The sequence below is a fragment of the Klebsiella sp. Ech2A genome (assembly GCF_030078455.1).
In the GTDB taxonomy this organism is placed as follows: domain Bacteria; phylum Pseudomonadota; class Gammaproteobacteria; order Enterobacterales; family Enterobacteriaceae; genus Klebsiella; species Klebsiella terrigena.
Genome location: NZ_JAQGFU010000028.1, coordinates 1 through 15,748 on the forward strand (window position 1 = coordinate 1; position 15,748 = coordinate 15,748).

A 15,748-nucleotide genomic window follows, 5' to 3' on the forward strand; every position below is an offset into this window, starting at 1 on the left:
CCAGCGCATTGGAGCCGCCGACCGGGATCACGTACGGCCGATAGCCCTGAGCCTCGATACGCGTCGCCAGCTCTTCCAGCTGCGCGTTGGGATCGGTCAGCGCATCGCACATCTCGACCTGGGTATTGAACAGATCCAGCAGCAGGCGGTTGCCGTTAGTCAGGTAGTTTTCCGCACGGGTGCCAATCGGGTTTTCCAGCAGTGCCACGCAGTGCAGGCCAAGCTTAGCCGCCACCGCCGCGGTTTGACGAACGTGGTTAGATTGAATCGCGCCGGCGGTGATCAGCGTATCGGCGCCTTCCCGCAGCGCATCGGCCGCCAGGAACTCCAGCTTGCGCAGCTTATTGCCGCCCATAGCAAGCGGGGTCACGTCGTCGCGTTTGATAAAAATTTCGCGACCGAGATGATCCGACAGGCGCGGCAGGTATTCCAGCGGCGTCGGAGCGCCAATCAGCTCCAGGCGCGGGAAACGCGTTAAATTTTGCAGTGACATGATATCTCCTGACTGAGAGCCAATCCCTCAGGCGTTATTATTCCAGGCAAACTGGCCCATAAAATAGCCTGACGAAACAGGCCCTTTGTTTTTATTATGCACGTAGTTGCCGACGAAATAAAAAAAGGCGCCTCCATGAGCGCCTTTTTTCACCGCCGGCCGTTATTTCGTCACGTCAGCGCCAAACCATTTTTCCGACAGCGCCTTCAGGCTGCCGTCTTTTTGCATGTCGGCAATCGCACCATCCACCGCTTTCAGCAGGTCTTCGTTACCTTTACGCAGCGCCACGCCGGACTCCTGACGCGAGAACGCTTCGCCGGTGACGGCCAGGGTGTTGCCGGTTTTCTTCACCAGATCCAGCGCCGCCAGACGATCGACCAGAATGGCGTCGATGCGGCCTACGCGCAGATCCTGATATTTAGTCGGGTCGTCATCATAGGTGCGGATATCCACGCCCTGCACGTTCTGACGCAGCCACTCTTCGTAGTTGGTGCCCAGACCCACGCCGACTTTTTTACCTTTCAGATCGGCCGCCGTTTTGATAACGCCTTCATTGCCCTTTTTCACCAGCGCCTGCACGCCAGAGACGGTGTACGGCGTGGAGAAATCATATTTTTTCTTACGCTGATCGGAAATGGTGACCTGGTTAATCACCACGTCGATGCGTTTAGAGTCCAGCGAGGCCAGCATTCCGTCCCATTTGGTCGGTTTCAGATCGGCCTTCACGCCCAGATGCTTCGCCAGCTCGTTGGCAAAATCGACCTCAAACCCGGCCAGCTTACCGTCATCACCCTGATAGCTGAACGGAGGATAGGTGCCTTCCAGACCCACGCGCAGCGTGCCGCGCTCTTTAATTTGGTTAAACAGGTTTTCTGCTGCAAACGTTTTTACGCTAACGCCAGTCATCAAAACCACAGCCATTGCGCCCATCAGCGCCTGACGGCCCAGAAGTGCTAATTTCATAGAGACCCCACAGAGTGATATTTTTTTGTAGTGTAAGGCGTTTATGCGGATGGACCAACATCTATCCGCTACATCTTATTCCAATTTATTATATACGATGCCGTTTATGGCATAGTAAAAAACGCGCGTAAAATTGATCGTATTTGCTGGAGATCTCTCATACTGCAAGAGTCAGCTTGATGACGTCTGGAGCACGGAAGATGAAAAACCCCACGTTATTGCAGTGCTTTCATTGGTATTACCCCACCGGTGGCGAGTTATGGCGTGAAGTTGAGGCGCTGGCACCTAACCTGAACGAAATCGGCATCAATATGATTTGGCTCCCTCCCGCCTATAAAGGCGCTTCCGGCGGCTACTCCGTCGGCTACGACAGCTACGATCTTTTTGACCTTGGCGAATTCGACCAAAAGGGCTCCATCGCCACCAAATACGGCGACAAGGCGCAGCTGCTGGCGGCCATCGCCGCGCTGCGACAGCACGACATCGCCGTCCTGCTCGACGTGGTGGTCAACCACAAGATGGGGGCCGATAAAAAAGAGAGCATCCGCGTTCAGCGCGTGGACGAGCAGGATCGTACGCAAATTGCCGAAGAGATCGTGGAGTGCGAGGCCTGGACCCGCTACGACTTCCCCGCCCGCGCCGGTAAATATTCGCAGTTCGTCTGGGATTATAAATGCTTTAGCGGCATCGATCATATTGAGAACCCGGACGAAGACGGCGTGTTTAAAATCGTTAACGACTATACCGGCGAAGGCTGGAACGATCAGGTCGATGATGAGATGGGCAACTTCGACTACCTGATGGGCGAGAATATCGATTTCCGCAATCATGCGGTTACCGAAGAGCTCAAGTACTGGGCGCGCTGGGCGATGGAGCAGACCGGCTGCGACGGTTTTCGCCTCGACGCGGTGAAGCATATTCCGGCCTGGTTCTATAAGGAGTGGATCGATCACGTCCAGGAAGTGGCGACAAAGCCGCTGTTTATCGTCGCGGAATACTGGTCGCACGAGGTTGAAAAGCTGCAGCAGTATATCGCGATGGTTGATGGCAATACGCTGCTGTTCGACGCTCCTCTGCAGATGAAGTTTCACGAGGCCTCGCGCCAGGGCCGCGATTACGATATGAGCCAGATCTTTAGCGGTACGCTGGTTGAAGCCGATCCGTTCCACGCCGTCACCCTGGTGACCAACCACGATACGCAGCCGCTGCAGGCGCTGGAGGCGCCGGTTGAGCCGTGGTTTAAGCCGCTGGCCTATGCGCTGATTCTGCTGCGCGAGAACGGCGTGCCGTCGGTCTTTTATGCCGATCTCTTCGGCGCCAGCTATGAAGATACCGGCGGAGATGGCCAGACTTACGCTATCGAGATGCCGGTTATCGAACAGCTGCACGAGCTGATTGATGCCCGCCAGCGCTTTGCCCACGGCGTGCAGACGCTGTGGTTCGATCATCCGAACTGTATCGCCTTCAGCCGCAGCGGCACCGATGACGATCCGGGATGCGTGGTGGTGTTGTCGAACGGTGATGACGGTGAGAAATCGCTGACCCTTGGCGCCAATTACGGCAATAAGCGCTGGAAAGATTTTCTCGGCAACCGGGAGGAGCAGGTGGAAACCGACGACGAAGGCTGCGCGACGTTTACCTGCCGCGGCGGCAGCGTCAGCGTGTGGGTTATCGAAGAGACGTTATAAATCAGGTGAGTATCGCGGGCTGGGCGCGCTGCCAGCCCGCCGGTGCCTTAATGCGCGCTTTTCGTCGCGGCGGCGGCTTTATTCCACGCCTGCTCGCACTCAGGCGTGAGGCGATCGACGCGGGTCAGGGTCATGCGGTCATACTCCAGGGTATTGCCGGTGCGTTCGACAGGATAGATATCCAGACCAGAGGTCACGTTGTAAACCCGATCGTCACGCTGCATTAATTTACCCTGCGTGGCGATAACCCGCTGCCACTGACGACAATCAAGCGTATCGCCATTTTTGGTCACAATCAGGCTGGCAATCGCATCCGGGCTCATCATTTCGCTCTGCGGACCTTTTGATTGCCAGTATCCCTCTAACCCGGCGGGCGCTGGCGCTTTGACAACCTCGTTGTAATTATCTACCTGCACGCATCCGGCGAGAGTCAACAGCGCGCCAGCAATTACTATCTTTTTCATCATTCATCCCACACACCGATAAAAAAGTATTGTGGCATTAAAGCGTTAAGCCTGCCACCTCTCTTGCAGCGGGCGAAAAGCGGCGCCCAGCGGCCGTCAATCCAGGCCGATCGCCGGTAGCGCTAAATGGCGTTCGGTTTATTCGGCTATTAATTAATGTTTTTGATGAAACGGCCATATTGGTGAGGTGAGAATTTATCCAGCCAGCATAAGGATAATCCGAAAAGAGAATAACTCCCGGCCGGCAACCATATCTGTAACTGGAAGTTTTTGCTTTTAATTCCCCGACGTAACATGATGCACGCCTTTACTTTGGGAGTATTCCTGGCAAATTATGGGCAATATTACGGAATAGTTCAGGTTACTTAATGGTTTCCACACTGTACCTTGTTTTATTACCCACTTAAATGGACTTCATCGCGCTCACCGGCGAAGGATGAATTATCGTTACGTGTTGATTGAGGATGGGTCATGTCAACGATTATCATGGATTTGTGCAGCTATACCCGACTGGGATTGACCGGGTATCTGACAAGCAGAGGAATAAGAAAGCGTGACATCAGCGAAGTGCAAACGGCGGCAAGCCTGAAAGAGAGCTGCGAATCGTCCCGCCCGGCGGTGGTGTTTCTCAACGAAGACTGCTTTATTCATCGCGAAGAAAGTAATCAGCTTATCCGACAAATCATTATGGACTATCCCGGTACGCTATTTATCATCTTTATGGCGCTGGCTAACGTTCATTTTGACCACTATCTGCTGGTGCGCAAAAATTTACTTATTAGCTCGAAGTCGCTTACGCCAAAAGACCTTGATGAGATTCTGGGTAATCATCTGAAATACGATAGCTTCGGCGCCGGACGCATCAATATTCCCACGCTGTCATTAAGCCGGGCCGAATCAAATATGCTGCAAATGTGGATGGCCGGGCACGGGACATCGCAAATATCGACGCAGATGAACATCAAGGCTAAGACCGTATCGTCGCACAAAGGCAATATTAAAAAGAAAATCCAGACTCACAATAAACAGGTGATTTACCATATTGTCCGTCTGACGGAAAACATTACCTCAGGGATTTACGTTAACATGCGATGAAAGAACTGGCGGCAGTTACCGCCAGTTTTGATTGCCGACAGCCTAGTCAATCTTCTCAACAAAAACGCCGTCCGGATGCCCTTTCTCGTTGAAAAACCAGATCCCCAGCGGGTAGTCTTCCAGCGAAACCAGATACATTGTTCCTTCGCTAAACGACTCTATTGCCAGTACTACCCCCGATCGACGTGGGCCACCGTCGGTCTTCACCGTGACACGATCGTTCACCTGCATAACTCGTCTCCTCTATTTTTGAGCCAGTGTAGAACAAAACCGGCGGATGCGCAGCGTCCCGCCCGATGAGCGCTGTTTTTATAGACGGTCTATACTTGAAGAGGCACTGTTGGAGCCAAGCGAGGTAGCGATGATGAAATCCGCCAAAGAGAGCAGTTTGGGTAGCGGCGGGGGTAGCGTCAATGTTGACGCCCTGCTGGCGGCAATTAATGAAATTAGCGAAAGCGAAGTGCAGCGCACCCGCGACGATCCTCATCACGTGAGCATTGATGGTCGCGATTACCATACCTGGCGTGAGCTAGCGGAAGCCTTTGAGCTCGATATCCACGACTTTAGCGTCACCGAAGTCAACCGCTAGGCGCAGGCAAAAAAATCCCGACTCGCAGGAGTCGGGATGAAACTTGCTAATGCAAGAAGCACTTGAAAATTCGTTACACCGGGAGATCCGATGCGTGGAAAACATTATCCTCAATTATTTTGCATGACAAGAGCTATTGATGAAGGAAATAATTGAGACACATGGTCAATAACGCCGGGCCCCGGGATAACCCAGGTGGCAGAAGGCTTCGTTGACGCCGCTGCGCCATAAATCGCCTTTCGCACCCTCCCCCTTTTAAGATAAATCTCATATCAGCACTTTACCGCGCCGCGGTGAACGGATGAAGACGCCCCGCTCCGGGCGCTTATCCCACAGAACAGACCCGGTTGCGGCCATTCTGTTTCGCAAGATAGAGCCGGCGATCGGCTATCGACTGCAGGTTTTCAAAGTTAACCTCCGCGCAATCCTCGCTGCTGCTGACGCCCAGCGAGGCGCTGATGCGCAGGCTCGTATTGTTGCAGAGCAGTATTTCGCGGCTGTTAATGCGAACGCGGATACGCTCCGCTATCGCCGTCGCCTCCTGCAGGGTGGTATCCGGCATGACCACGCAAAACTCCTCCCCGCCCACGCGCCCGGCGAGATCGCCATCGCGGATGTTGCTGGCTATCGTGCTGGCAGCCAGCGACAGCACCCGATCGCCTGACTGATGACCATGGAGGTCGTTCACCCGCTTGAAATAATCCAGATCGAGCTGGATCACGGCGAACGGACGCTTCCCGCGCTCGCACTCTCCGGCAGCGGCAATGGCTCTTTCAAACAGCCCACCGCGGTTTAACAGCCGCGTTAATGCGTCGTGCCACGCCCGCCACTCCAGCGACGTTTGCAGCTCGCTCATATTGCGCACCATGCGCAGAATAACCAGCCAGGAGATAATCAGCATCGAGGTAAACAGCAGCCACATCAGCATCAGCGCGATGGTAATCGATCCAAACTCACCGCGGACCCCTTCCTGCAGGGTGTGGATACGCAGCAGGACGCCATCAAAATTATTCAGCTTTTCCCAGCTGATATAGCGGGTTAGCAGACGAATGCCGCCCTTGTTGTCGTGCGAGAAGGCGTAGCTCAGCGTCTCCTGCTCGCGGGGCGAGAGCAGAGGGAGCACATTGCCCGGTGCGGAAGAGGTAATCAGGTTCAACCGGTTGTCGTACAGCTGATATTCGCCGTCCTGCCCGCCCTTCGCCGCGTTCACCAGAAAGGCCTTTATTTCACGAACCGAGAAGTCCATCGCCAGCACGCCGTGCCAGTAGTGGCGGAAGTCCAGCGGTATGGAGGCGGTCACCACCTGGGCATCGCTCAGCGATCCCTCCTCGGGAAAGGTTTGCCAGAGTACGCCGCGTCCGGGATTCGTCCGCTGGTCCTGACGGGTAAACCACGGAGAGCGGGTGGCAGCGCTATAAATCGCCAGCGCCTGAGCGGTATTTTTTAGCGCTTCGGTGCTAACAAAAAAGCCGCTGCGTGATACGTAGAGCATGCGCTCGGTGAAGCCACGGCTATTGTTGGTCAGGCGCAGCAGATAGCCCAGCTCAAGCGTAGCCATCAGCTCGTTGCCGGAAAGGGCATTGTCGCGGGACAGGATTGGAGCTTTATCGACGAAAGCATCGGATACGCCGTAGACCGGCAGCGTACGCCGATTGTGTAACTCTACCGACCAGATCGCTTCATGGCGCCTGCTCATGTACTCCTGTTCAGCGTTACGCAGGATCGTAAAATCTAACGGCGTTTCCAGCGCCGACTGCATCCCGTTGCGGAAAAAGATCATCCGGTCGGTGTTAAACTGCAGCAGGCCGTCCATTTCATGGACGACGTTTTCGAGATTGTTGTGCTGGTTATCGACATAGGCCTCCTCCAGCACCATTATTTCTCGCCATATCAGTAGCGTAGAAAAAAATAGCACCACAACAAAACAAAAATTTACCACGTGTCCCGGGCTCGAAAGGCGGCGAAGTTTTCTCCCCCACAGCGGCTTATTCATTGTGCTCTCGCAGTACCATCATAGAAACAAACGCCGTCCACGCTCTCTGTCGGAAAGCCGGGCCATACAATGACAAAACGCCCGGTACAGGCCGGGCGTTATTGGGATCGGGGGAGCTATTCCGCGCCCCCTCCCCCACGAACTAACTCATCTTCACGGAACGCCTCGCGCTTAACGGCATAGCCGTCATACCAGCGGCATTCAACCATGCCATTGGCAAAACCGGTCACAACCATGCGCGGCCCGCCGCTTTTCTGCCTGACTTCATCGCTGATGAACCATACCATTTTTCGCTCCGTAATCCGGGAGAAACTGTTTCACCTTAGACGAAGCTGAGACATTTTGCATAACCGCCGGCGGATTACTTTACCGCGCGACGAAGCGCGGAAATGGCCTTCACGCCCGCCACCACCACGGCGCCAATGATGAAGCCCAGCACCAGGTTTACGCCCGTCGGCAGCAGCGAAGCGGTGAACCCGGACATGCCGCTGGCCAGATTTTCCACCGCGTGGTGCAGCGGAGTAATGCCGTGGACCACGATGCCGCCGCCGACCAGGAACATCGCCAGGGTCCCGACAACCGACAGCACTTTCATCAGCCGAGGCGCCACCGCCAGCAGACCTTTGCCGACCCCGCGGGCCAGCACGCTCTCTTTCTCCACCAGCCAGTAGCCCATATCGTCCAGCTTCACGATAATACCGACCAGGCCGTAGACGCCAACGGTCACCAGCAGGGCAATCCCGGAAAGGATCATTATCTGGTTTAGCAGCGGCGCATCCGCCACGATACCGAGGGTGATAGCGACAATTTCGGCGGAGAGAATAAAGTCCGTGCGAATGGCGCCTTTCACCTTATCGCGTTCAAACGCCAGCGGATCGCGTTCGGCCAGCGCTTCCAGACGCTGTTGCCGGGCCTGCGGGTCCTCTTTGTGCTTGCGCGCCTGCACGCTATGCAGCACCTTCTCGACGCCTTCAAAACAGAGGAAGGCCCCGCCAAGCATCAGCAGCGGCGTAATCGCCCACGGAATAAATGCGCTAATTAAAAGCGCCAGCGGAACCAGGATCACCTTATTGACCAGCGACCCCTTCGCCACTCCCCACACCACCGGCAGCTCGCGGTTCGCCCGCACGCCGGAGACCTGCTGGGCATTGAGGGAAAGATCGTCCCCGAGCACGCCCGCCGTCTTCTTCGCCGCCAGCTTACCCATCACCGAGATATCGTCGAGCAGGGTGGCAATATCGTCCAACAAGGTTAAAAGACTACTTCCCGCCAAAATACCATTCCTTCATTTTATGGTTATTAAACATAGAGTATGGGGCAAAATCCGCGTCTCGCCCAGCAAAGCAAATAGTCAACAAAAAATTAACAATCACCGGGTAATTAAAGCGCTCGCCAGCGAGGTAGTTTTCACGTTTACTATATGCCCCCTTCCTATTTTTGTACCGTCGTGAGGACGTATGTCTACCCGCCAGTTATTACCGCTTATCGGGGCGCTGTTTGCGCTATATATCATCTGGGGATCCACCTACTTTGCTATCGCCATTGGTGTTGCCAGCTGGCCCCCGCTGATGATGGCCGGTATTCGCTTTCTTTCTGCCGGAGGGCTGCTCATCGTCTATCTGCTGGCTACCGGCCACAGGCTCCCGGCGCGCAGACCGCTGCTCAACGCGGCGCTGATCGGTATCCTGCTGCTTGCCGTTGGCAACGGCTTTGTCACCCTGGCCGAGCATCAGCACGTGCCTTCCGGGATTGCGGCGGTAATGGTCGCCACCGTCCCGCTATTTACCCTGTGCTTTAGCCGCTTCTTCGGCATCGCCACGCGTAAAATCGAGTGGCTGGGCATCGCCATCGGCCTGGCGGGTATTATTCTGCTCAACAGCGGCGGCAATTTAAGCGGCAATCCCTGGGGCGCGCTGCTGATCCTGATCGGCTCCATGAGCTGGGCGTTTGGCTCAGTCTATGGCTCGAGAATTGAGCTGCCCACCGGCATGATGGCCGGCGCGATTGAGATGCTCGCGGCGGGAATTGTGCTGATGGTCGCCTCTACTCTGACCGGCGAAAGGCTGACGCAGATGCCCTCATGGTCGGGAATTATTGCCGTCGCCTACCTGGCCATCTTCGGCTCGCTGATTGCGATTAATGCTTATATGTACCTGATCCGTAACGTCACTCCCGCCGTAGCCACCAGCTATGCCTACGTTAACCCGGTAGTCGCGGTGTTATTAGGCACCGGGTTCGCCGGGGAGAGCCTGTCGCTGACCGAGTGGACGGCGCTCGGCATTATTATTTTTGCGGTGGTGCTGGTGACGCTCGGCAAGTACCTGTTCCCCGCCCGCAGCGAAGCCACGCCCTGTAAGGTTGAAAAGTAGGCTACAGCCCGATTCCCTGAGTATCAATCTGCGCGCGGCGGCCGCCGCCGCAGATCCACTCCTCCAGGCGTTCGCTCAGCGCTTCATCGCTAAGTTTTTTCTTCCCGCGCAGCGCGCACTCCCAGACGATCAGCACCCGCCATCCTCGCTCAAGCAGCAGCGCCTCGTCCCGGCGGTCTCGCGCCACGTTGCCGTCGATTTTATTCAGCCAGAACGCCGTGCGGGTTGCCGGCACCTTGAACAGGTAGCAGTCATGATGATGCCAGAAGCAGCCGTGAGTAAAGATAGCGCAGCGGTAATCGTTCACCACAAAATCCGGGCGCCCCGGCAGCGTGGCCTCCTGAGCGGTAAAAGAAAAACCGGCCTGCGCGAGCAGTCCGGCCAGTCGTTTCTCTATCGCCGTATCGAATGTGCCGATGGCGCGCATATTTTTACTGCGGGTGGCCTTATCGTGAACGTCCATCATCATCCTCGGGATCGCGGCGGGCCACCGCCTGCGCAATTCGCGGCTGCAGCAGCCTGGCGACGGCGGCAAACACCGGCACCACCACCGAGTTACCGAACTGGCGGTACGCCTGAGTATCGGAGACGGGAATGCGGAAGCGGTATCCCTGCGGGGACTCAAAGCCCATCAGGCGCGCGCATTCGCGGGGCGTGAGCCGGCGCGGGCGACGCTGCTGGTTTTGCGGGTCGTCAAAGTCCTTCTCGCCCAGCGGGCGATCCCAGCCGCGGTCGATCAGGATTTCGGCGCCATCCTTATAGTAGCGAGCCGACAGCGTGCGCGCCACGCTATGCGGGTTGCGCGGGTCGACCAGCCCGTAGCCGAAACCGTTGCCCAACGCCTGGTGCTTACGCGCGTAGCGATAAAGGTACTTCCACAGCACCGGGGTAAGAATAAATTTGGCATCCACCGTCGGCTCGAGCAGATCGCCAAACGTCGGGCGCTGGGCCGGGTAAAGCGCGGAGATATCGCGCAGGGTAAACCCGTCGTGCAGCTGCAGGTCGCGACGAAAGCCAACCAGTACGATGCGTTCGCGGTGCTGCGGCAGGAAGTTGCGGCCATCGATAACCTTGGGATCGTCCGCCCCGCAATGCCCGGCATCAGAGACCTCATAGCCAAGTTCGTCGAGGGTTTGCATAATGATGCTGAACGTTCGCCCCTTGTCGTGGCTTTTCAGGTTTTTGACGTTCTCCAGCACGAAGATTGCCGGCCGCCTGGCGGATATAATCCTGACGACGTCGAAAAACAGCGTGCCCTGCGTCTCGCAGGCAAAGCCGTGGGCGCGTCCGAGGGCATTCTTCTTCGATACCCCGGCGAGGGAAAAAGGCTGGCAGGGAAAGCCGGCCAGCAGCACATCATGCTGAGGAATAGTGTCGCGAATGTGCCGCGTGGCGTCCTCATCGCTGATATCAAGACGATGGCTAAGAGTGATATCACGGATATCGGCATTGAAGCGATGCTGCTCGGGGTCGCAATACCAGTTCGCTTTGTAGGTGCGCACCGCGTGCTTATTCCATTCGCTGGTGAAAACGCACTGCCCGTTGATGGCTTCAAAACCGTTGCGGATGCCACCGATACCGGCGAACAGATCGACAAAGCGGAAAGCATAATTCGGATGGTGTGCCGGCGGCCGCGGCAGCAGCGATGCCAGATGCGCGCGCTCCCGCTGGCCTAAACGGCTAGCCGCCCGGGACACCGTGGCGACGCGCTTGAGTATCGCCGGGCTCCAGTGCTGTTCCCCGACGGCAACCAGCTGCGCCACCAGCGTTTTCACATCGTATATTGCCATCAGCTGGCGCAATAACGCCTGCGCGTCTTCCCCGGCCTGCGTTACCGGCAGAGACGGGGGATTTTCCTTAGATAAATTTTGCGGCATAACCTCAACCAGCTGGACAATTTTCGCAGAGATTACCACAAATAGCGCAGGCAGTTTTAAGCCAGTGGGTCAAAGCGGCGCAAAACCGCCTCATCCAGCGCGGTTGGGTCACCCTGCAGCTCCGAGCTGAGCTTCGCCATGAACTGCACCAGGAAGCGGGCGTTGTGTTCCGCCATCGCTCTCCCTTCAGCAGTTTGCATCGTTTTAGGCAGGCTCAGCAGCTTGCACTGGAAATGATCCAGCGCATAGGTGCGGTCATCCAGCTCGCGCCTCTCGGCAAAAGGATCGTCAGCATCAAACAGGATATTATTCAGCGCCCCGGAGACGGCGAAAACGCGCGCCAGGCCAATCGCTCCCAGGGACTCGAGCCGGTCGGCATCCTGGACGATCTTCGCCTCTTCGCTGAGCGGAGGAATAGCGGCGCTAAAGCTATGCGCCTCGATGGCGTGAAGTACGGCGGGATAGCGGTCGACGGGAAAATCGGCAAAAGACGACTGCAGAATACTCCGCGTCTTTTGCGCCGCCATCACCGATGAGCGGCTGCGCTCGGGATGGTTTTTGGGCAGGCTGACAATGTCATGAAAGTAACAGGCAGTGAGGATCACCAGGCGGTCACCCTGCCGATTGGCGGCCAGCCGCTGGGCGGTGCCCCACACGCGACGAAAATGCGAAATGTCGTGAGCGGAGTCGCCCTGCGGATGATGCCCTGTCATCCAGGTTTCAAATCGTTGCTGCCAGTCAACCAGTTCCATGCGCTTTCCTTTGAGAGAAGGTAGGCTGCGAGCATAGCAACTTTAGTCCTGATGTTCATAGCGACGGGCATCAGGCCGCGTATACCAGGCGATTGCCCCAAGAACTAACCCGACGACGCCGAGGACCAGAAACCCCAGCAGCGCGCCCAGCCATTTGCCCGCAGTTGAACCCAGATCCCCGTCGATGCCCGCTCCGGGGACGCTTTGAATATGCCCGACGACCCACCAGTAGCGCACCATCGCCCACAGGAAATAGCCGCAGAAGGCGTAAAAAACCCATAGCGCCAGCTTCCCGCCGGGGCTTCGCTTCGCTTTCTCTTCCATTTAACTGCCCTCCTTTCTTCAGTAACGAAACGTCACCTGAAACAAAAATGTGATTTTCGTCACATTATACAGCGAAGTTTGCCGTCAGGCATCCGTAACGTCCGGGATGGGTTCAGGAAGCAACCGAAGCCGCCCGCATCGCCTCTCGCCAGTTGTCGGTAATGATACGATCGTTCGCGCCTGGCCTGATATTCCCATCAGCAGCCGGCTTAATATTTCTTCGCTACTGACTATCTCCTTGCAAAATTACGCCGCGGACAGGAATGATATTTATCTTCCGAACATATCAGTAAAACCAAAACATAAATCCTGTCAATTTCATAACGAGCCTGAATCAGCCAAAAAATAAAATAACTCATTGTTATGAAAGTCAATAAACCAGAAACATAGCTCATCGCAAATCGATAAAATATTAATATAATGAACCAATAAGAAACATTTTGTAATATTAGATATAATTTACTTACATTTTAAATTTAAATAAAAATGAACCTTCACAGATAGTATTTATTTTGCATTCAGCAAGATCGTTTGGCATTCACATTAATTATAAATAAAAGGGAATATATAATGAAAAGAAAAGCACTGGCAATTCTGCTGCCATCCTTATTAATTTCTGGGGCCGCAGGCGCAGCGGAAATCTATAATAAGAACGGTAATAAAGTGGATTTCTACGGCAAAATGGTCGGCGAGCATATTATGACCGATACCGACGAAGGCAATCGCAACTCTGAAGATACCTCCTACGCGCGGTTCGGCGTTAAGGGTGAAACGCAGATTAATAGCGATCTTACCGGCTACGGTCGGTTTGAGTACAATATGAAAGCCAACAAACCAGAGGGCGACCAGGGCAGCGCGACCCGTCTGGCATTTGCCGGCCTAAAATATGGCAGCTACGGCTCATTTGATTATGGCCGCAACTACGGGGCGGTATACGACGCCGCAGGCTACACGGATATGCTGGTCGAGTGGGGCGGCGACGGTCTGGTGCATACCGATAACTTTATGACCGGCCGCACCAACGGCGTTGCCACCTACCGTAATACTGACTTTTTCGGCCAGGCCGATGGGCTGAACTTTGCTCTCCAGTACCAGGGTAAAAATACCAACCGCGATCGTCTGAAAGCGAACGGCGACGGCTACAGCGCGTCCGTTGACTACAGCCTCGACGGATTTGGCTTTGCCGCGGCCTACGGTAATTCCGACCGTACTGACGAACAGACAGCCGACGGCAAAGGCGAAACCGCGGAAGTCTGGAGCATCGCGGCTAAATATGATGCCAATAGCCTCTATACCGCCGTCATGTATGCCGAATCGCGCAACATGCTGCCAATGGAAAATGGCCTCATCGCCAATAAAACGCTGAACGTTGAAGCCGTCATTCAGTACCAGCTCGGCTTCGGCCTGCGCCCTTCCCTCGGCTACGTCTACGCGAAAGGTCAGAATCTCGGTCACGACGGGCGTGGCAACGCAGAGATCATGAACTACCTTGAGCTGGGTACCTGGTACTACTTCAACAAAAACTTCAACGTCTACACCGCCTATAAGTTCAACCTTCTCGATGAGAAGGATCGCGCTGTCACCGGCGCGGCGACTGACGATCAGTTCGCACTCGGCATCACCTATCAGTTCTGATGCGATTTCACCTACCTAAGCCCGCCTCGCGCGGGCTTTTTTGTGAGCAGCCGCCCGAGAGTAAATTCAGAGATGACCTAATGCGTAATCGCCGGTCGTGGCACATTTTTAAATCAGTCGCGCCCTCGAGGGCGCCATACGACTTAGTTCACAAAATGAAGGAGATACTGGCAAACTGCTACCTTGAACAATCGCTAAGTGATAGCTTATGAGGACCTGAGAAGCGTTCAATCCCGTCCTGCAAGCGCTGGCATCAGATGATGGTACAGGTAACGGTATTCTGAACCGCAGGGATTTAATTAAAGGATTTTCGAATCGGGTAGATAGAAAGATGAAGTGGCGGAGAGAGGGGGATTTGAACCCCCGGTAGAGTTGCCCCTACTCTAGTTTTCGAGACTAGTCCGTTCAGCCGCTCCGGCATCTCTCCGCTGAGGTTGCTATAATGCCAGGTTCTTTGGCATTTTAATAGTTCCTGTCTCTTTAATTACGTTCAAGTGACGACTTTGCGAGCAATATGATGTTTAAATGGCCCTGGAAAGCAAATGAAGAGTCCGGTAGCGCGGAAATACCCTGGGAGCAGGCGCTCGCCATTCCCGTTTTAGCTAACCTCTCCGCACAAGAGCAGCAGCAGCTTGTGCAGATGGCTGCGCGTTTTTTACAGCAAAAACGCCTCGTTGCCCTGCAGGGGCTGGAGCTGACTCCGCTGCAAAGCGCGCGCGTCGCAATGCTATTTTGCCTGCCGGTTCTCGAGCTCGGCATCGAATGGCTGGACGGTTTCCACGAGGTGCTTATCTACCCTGCCCCGTTCGTCGTCGACGATGAGTGGGAAGATGATATTGGCCTGGTCCATAACCAGCGGGTCGTGCAATCCGGACAAAGCTGGCAGCAGGGACCCATTATTCTTAACTGGCTGGATATTCAGGACTCCTTCGACGCATCTGGTTTTAACCTCGTGGTACACGAAGTGGCGCATAAGCTTGATACCCGCAACGGCGATCGCGCCAGCGGCGTTCCGCTAATACCTTTACGCGAGGTTGCCGGCTGGGAACACGATCTCCACGCGGCGATGAACAACATTCAGGATGAGATTGACCTGGTCGGCGAGAGCGCTGCCAGTATTGATGCCTACGCCGCAACCGACCCGGCGGAATGTTTTGCCGTTCTGTCAGAATATTTCTTTAGCGCACCCGAGCTGTTCGCCCCGCGTTTTCCGGCGCTTTGGCAGCGTTTTTGCCAGTTTTACCGCCAGGACCCGCTGCAGAGATTACGTGATAATGAACGCCAGGATGCGGACGACGCGCGCACTGTGCACTAAAACAACGAGTTGAGCTAAATTTAGCCATCTGAATCAGTTAGTTAAATTTAGTATTGACACAAAAATGCGGGGCCAGTAGTATGCGCCTCGTTCACACGATTCCTCTGTAGTTCAGTCGGTAGAACGGCGGACTGTTAATCCGTATGTCACTGGTTCGAGTCCAGTCAGAGGAGCCAAATTAAAGAAGCCTG

The 15,748-nt window shown here is 55.3% G+C and carries 17 protein-coding genes and 2 tRNA genes; 7 read left to right on the forward strand and 12 right to left on the reverse strand.

All coding sequences use genetic code 11. The features are described 5' to 3' along the window. The coding region (locus tag PFH44_RS08395) for a pyridoxal-phosphate dependent enzyme (protein ID WP_283824793.1) at positions 1–493 on the reverse strand (493 nt) is incomplete at its 3' end. Between the two features lie 162 nt (positions 494–655). After that, on the reverse strand, positions 656–1,456 hold the full coding sequence (gene tcyJ, locus PFH44_RS08400; protein ID WP_041146277.1) for a cystine ABC transporter substrate-binding protein: 801 nt from the start codon (positions 1,454–1,456) through the stop codon (positions 656–658). A 200-nt stretch (positions 1,457–1,656) separates the two neighbouring features. Between tcyJ and amyA the strand changes: the two genes are divergently transcribed. Beyond that, complete coding sequence (gene amyA, locus PFH44_RS08405; protein ID WP_045859294.1) at positions 1,657–3,144, forward strand: alpha-amylase; 1,488 nt, start codon at positions 1,657–1,659, stop codon at positions 3,142–3,144. Between the two features lie 47 nt (positions 3,145–3,191). On the opposite strand, the gene yedD is transcribed toward amyA, so the two are convergent. Next, the gene (gene yedD, locus PFH44_RS08410) at positions 3,192–3,611 is read right to left on the reverse strand and encodes a lipoprotein YedD (RefSeq protein WP_166646150.1); all 420 of its coding nucleotides are present in this window, start codon (positions 3,609–3,611) and stop codon (positions 3,192–3,194) included. A gap of 468 nt (positions 3,612–4,079) precedes the next feature. Here yedD and rcsA point away from each other — a divergent pair, with 468 nt between their 5' ends. Further along, the gene (gene rcsA, locus PFH44_RS08415; RefSeq protein WP_045859298.1) at positions 4,080–4,703 is read left to right on the forward strand and encodes a transcriptional regulator RcsA; all 624 of its coding nucleotides are present in this window, start codon (positions 4,080–4,082) and stop codon (positions 4,701–4,703) included. A gap of 42 nt (positions 4,704–4,745) precedes the next feature. On the opposite strand, the gene dsrB is transcribed toward rcsA, so the two are convergent. Continuing rightward, a complete protein-coding gene (dsrB, locus tag PFH44_RS08420; protein ID WP_045859301.1) occupies positions 4,746–4,934 on the reverse strand; it encodes a protein DsrB in 189 nt (62 codons plus the stop codon). A gap of 133 nt (positions 4,935–5,067) precedes the next feature. Here dsrB and yodD point away from each other — a divergent pair, with 133 nt between their 5' ends. Continuing rightward, the gene (yodD, locus tag PFH44_RS08425) at positions 5,068–5,292 is read left to right on the forward strand and encodes a YodD family peroxide/acid resistance protein (protein ID WP_045859646.1); all 225 of its coding nucleotides are present in this window, start codon (positions 5,068–5,070) and stop codon (positions 5,290–5,292) included. A gap of 325 nt (positions 5,293–5,617) precedes the next feature. On the opposite strand, the gene dgcQ is transcribed toward yodD, so the two are convergent. The 3 genes from dgcQ to PFH44_RS08440 all read right to left on the reverse strand — a co-directional run bounded on the left by dgcQ (position 5,618) and on the right by PFH44_RS08440 (position 8,558). Further along, positions 5,618–7,285: a cellulose biosynthesis regulator diguanylate cyclase DgcQ gene (dgcQ, locus tag PFH44_RS08430; RefSeq protein ID WP_283824794.1), complete on the reverse strand. Its 1,668-nt coding sequence runs from the start codon at positions 7,283–7,285 to the stop codon at positions 5,618–5,620. Between the two features lie 116 nt (positions 7,286–7,401). Then, positions 7,402–7,572 carry a YodC family protein gene (locus tag PFH44_RS08435; RefSeq protein WP_128877800.1) on the reverse strand — a complete coding sequence of 57 codons (171 nt, stop codon included), beginning with the start codon at positions 7,570–7,572 and terminating at the stop codon, positions 7,402–7,404. A gap of 74 nt (positions 7,573–7,646) precedes the next feature. After that, positions 7,647–8,558 carry a DUF808 domain-containing protein gene (locus PFH44_RS08440; RefSeq protein WP_283824795.1) on the reverse strand — a complete coding sequence of 304 codons (912 nt, stop codon included), beginning with the start codon at positions 8,556–8,558 and terminating at the stop codon, positions 7,647–7,649. Positions 8,559–8,742: 184 nt separating this feature from the next. Here PFH44_RS08440 and yedA point away from each other — a divergent pair, with 184 nt between their 5' ends. Next, positions 8,743–9,654, forward strand: coding sequence for a drug/metabolite exporter YedA (yedA, locus tag PFH44_RS08445; protein WP_283824796.1), 912 nt, complete (start codon positions 8,743–8,745; stop codon positions 9,652–9,654). A gap of 1 nt (position 9,655) precedes the next feature. Here the strand turns inward: yedA and PFH44_RS08450 are convergent, their stop codons facing one another. Genes PFH44_RS08450 through drpB form a run of 4 tightly spaced genes read right to left on the reverse strand, consistent with a single transcriptional unit; the run spans position 9,656 to position 12,607 of the window. Beyond that, a complete protein-coding gene (locus PFH44_RS08450) occupies positions 9,656–10,120 on the reverse strand; it encodes a very short patch repair endonuclease (RefSeq protein WP_283824812.1) in 465 nt (154 codons plus the stop codon). Beyond that, the gene (locus tag PFH44_RS08455) at positions 10,101–11,531 is read right to left on the reverse strand and encodes a DNA cytosine methyltransferase (protein ID WP_283824797.1); all 1,431 of its coding nucleotides are present in this window, start codon (positions 11,529–11,531) and stop codon (positions 10,101–10,103) included. Before PFH44_RS08455 ends, PFH44_RS08450 begins: the two co-directional genes overlap by 20 nt. A gap of 56 nt (positions 11,532–11,587) precedes the next feature. Further along, positions 11,588–12,283 (reverse strand): phosphohydrolase, encoded by a 696-nt coding sequence (locus tag PFH44_RS08460; protein ID WP_283824798.1) that lies wholly within the window; start codon positions 12,281–12,283, stop codon positions 11,588–11,590. A 42-nt stretch (positions 12,284–12,325) separates the two neighbouring features. Next, positions 12,326–12,607 (reverse strand): cell division protein DrpB, encoded by a 282-nt coding sequence (gene drpB / locus PFH44_RS08465; RefSeq protein ID WP_045859314.1) that lies wholly within the window; start codon positions 12,605–12,607, stop codon positions 12,326–12,328. Between the two features lie 570 nt (positions 12,608–13,177). Between drpB and PFH44_RS08470 the strand changes: the two genes are divergently transcribed. After that, positions 13,178–14,242, forward strand: coding sequence for a porin (locus PFH44_RS08470; RefSeq protein ID WP_283824799.1), 1,065 nt, complete (start codon positions 13,178–13,180; stop codon positions 14,240–14,242). A 337-nt stretch (positions 14,243–14,579) separates the two neighbouring features. Here the strand turns inward: PFH44_RS08470 and PFH44_RS08475 are convergent. After that, positions 14,580–14,669 (reverse strand) — tRNA-Ser (locus PFH44_RS08475). Positions 14,670–14,756: 87 nt separating this feature from the next. Between PFH44_RS08475 and mtfA the strand changes: the two genes are divergently transcribed. Next, the gene (gene mtfA / locus PFH44_RS08480) at positions 14,757–15,557 is read left to right on the forward strand and encodes a DgsA anti-repressor MtfA (protein ID WP_161795712.1); all 801 of its coding nucleotides are present in this window, start codon (positions 14,757–14,759) and stop codon (positions 15,555–15,557) included. A 100-nt stretch (positions 15,558–15,657) separates the two neighbouring features. Further along, a tRNA-Asn gene (locus PFH44_RS08485) sits at positions 15,658–15,733 on the forward strand. The last annotated feature ends 15 nt before the right edge of the window (positions 15,734–15,748 follow it).

Bases quoted from the DNA above. Each gene is read 5' to 3' on its own strand.
- PFH44_RS08435 (WP_128877800.1), bottom strand. From the start codon at position 7,572: ATGGTATGGTTCATCAGCGATGAAGTCAGGCAGAAAAGCGGCGGGCCG.
- tcyJ (WP_041146277.1), bottom strand. From the start codon at position 1,456: ATGAAATTAGCACTTCTGGGCCGTCAGGCGCTGATGGGCGCAATGGCT.
- yedA (WP_283824796.1), top strand. From the start codon at position 8,743: ATGTCTACCCGCCAGTTATTACCGCTTATCGGGGCGCTGTTTGCGCTA.
- yodD (WP_045859646.1), top strand. From the start codon at position 5,068: ATGAAATCCGCCAAAGAGAGCAGTTTGGGTAGCGGCGGGGGTAGCGTC.
- drpB (WP_045859314.1), bottom strand. From the start codon at position 12,607: ATGGAAGAGAAAGCGAAGCGAAGCCCCGGCGGGAAGCTGGCGCTATGG.
- PFH44_RS08450 (WP_283824812.1), bottom strand. From the start codon at position 10,120: ATGATGGACGTTCACGATAAGGCCACCCGCAGTAAAAATATGCGCGCC.
- mtfA (WP_161795712.1), top strand. From the start codon at position 14,757: ATGATGTTTAAATGGCCCTGGAAAGCAAATGAAGAGTCCGGTAGCGCG.
- rcsA (WP_045859298.1), top strand. From the start codon at position 4,080: ATGTCAACGATTATCATGGATTTGTGCAGCTATACCCGACTGGGATTG.
- dgcQ (WP_283824794.1), bottom strand. From the start codon at position 7,285: ATGAATAAGCCGCTGTGGGGGAGAAAACTTCGCCGCCTTTCGAGCCCG.
- PFH44_RS08460 (WP_283824798.1), bottom strand. From the start codon at position 12,283: ATGGAACTGGTTGACTGGCAGCAACGATTTGAAACCTGGATGACAGGG.
- amyA (WP_045859294.1), top strand. From the start codon at position 1,657: ATGAAAAACCCCACGTTATTGCAGTGCTTTCATTGGTATTACCCCACC.
- PFH44_RS08455 (WP_283824797.1), bottom strand. From the start codon at position 11,531: ATGCCGCAAAATTTATCTAAGGAAAATCCCCCGTCTCTGCCGGTAACG.
- PFH44_RS08470 (WP_283824799.1), top strand. From the start codon at position 13,178: ATGAAAAGAAAAGCACTGGCAATTCTGCTGCCATCCTTATTAATTTCT.
- dsrB (WP_045859301.1), bottom strand. From the start codon at position 4,934: ATGCAGGTGAACGATCGTGTCACGGTGAAGACCGACGGTGGCCCACGT.
- yedD (WP_166646150.1), bottom strand. From the start codon at position 3,611: ATGATGAAAAAGATAGTAATTGCTGGCGCGCTGTTGACTCTCGCCGGA.